Source organism: Rhizobacter sp. P1_G5 (assembly GCF_056405435.1).
The window spans coordinates 1-1,259 of sequence record NZ_JBFUCB010001007.1; the positions used below are offsets into that span (position 1 = coordinate 1).

At 73.4% G+C, this 1,259-nt stretch carries 1 protein-coding gene; it reads right to left on the minus strand.

What is annotated here, in order from left to right; translation table 11 throughout:
• Positions 1-1,188, minus strand: a 1,188-nt coding sequence (locus tag AC1D12_RS33580; RefSeq protein ID WP_477845412.1) for a CHASE domain-containing protein, incomplete at its 3' end; no start/stop codon positions are given.
• Between the last annotated feature and the right edge of the window lie 71 nt (positions 1,189-1,259).

Genomic DNA, 1,259 nt, shown 5'->3' on the forward strand with positions numbered 1-1,259 from the left:
GTTGTAGATGGCCTGGTAGATGACGACGCCGGTCTGCGTGCCGCTGCCGTCCTGCGTCAGCAGGAAGCCGGCGCTGGCGGCCGGCCGGTCGGTGCGCACGGTCGAATCGATCGCCGTGCGCGCCGCGGCGATCGAGCGGGTGTTGACGCCCAGCGCTGCGGCGTTCGGCGCCTGCGGCTCGATGTAGCGGATCGCCGCCACGGTGTCGTCGGGTGACGGCTTGAAGCCGGAGTCGAAGCGGTCGAACACGTGGTAGCCGGGCAGGCCGGCCGCGCGCACGCGGGCCTCGAAGGCCGGCACCTGCGAGCGCGGCATCAGCTCGGTCCAGCCGAGCCCCTGCAGGTGGCCGCTGACCTCGAGCCAGGCGGCGGCGGCGCGGTGCATCTCCTCGCGCGTGACGTCGTCGGACGAGATCATCACGCCGCGCAATGCTTCCAGCGCATGCAGCGGATACTGCAGCTGCGCGGCGAGGTTGGACGACGCATGGACCGCATCGCGCTCGAACGCCGCCTGCACGCGGGCGTCTTCCCATTGCGCGACCTGCCGCACGCCGAGCGCCATCAGCAGCGTGGCGACGCCGAGCGTCAGGCCGACGGTGCGGCGCCGCGCGGCCCATTCGTCGCGCGGCTGGCCGATCAGCGTCAGCGCGATCGGCGTGCCGATCAACACGCCCAGCGCATCGCCGGCCCACCAGGTCCACCAGTTGAAGGCGAGCTCGCCGAGCGGCTCGCGGCCGGCCAGCCACAGCGCGAGCGTCGCGATGCTGCAGCTGACGAGGCTCGCGGCGACCGCGCCAAGCCCGAAGAAGAGCGCGATGTCGCGCGGCTCGCTCAACGTGAACGGCCGGTGCACGAAGCGCTGCACCAGGGCCGCGGCGAGCGCCGCCTGCAGCATGGCGCCGACGGCGATCGTGGCCGGCACCGCCAGGCCCGCGAGGCTGAACCCCGCCTGCTCGATGCCGATGCCGGCGTTGACCAGGAACGAGCCGATCAGCACCCCGGGCAGCACCCGCCAGCCGTAGGCCAGCAGGCAGGCCAGTGCGATGCCGGCGGACGGGTACAGCGGCGAAGCGAGGCTCGGCGGGATCGCCAGCAGCAGCGCTGCCCAGCCGACCACCGCATAGGCGACGGCGGTGCCCGCCAGCGCGAGCGGCCAGTGCGGCGTGGGGCGGGGCGTCGCTGGCGTCATCGAATCGATGGGGCGAGGTGGGGGCAAGGGGAGCCTACCACCTCGATCGGCCGGTCAGGGCACTTCGTGGC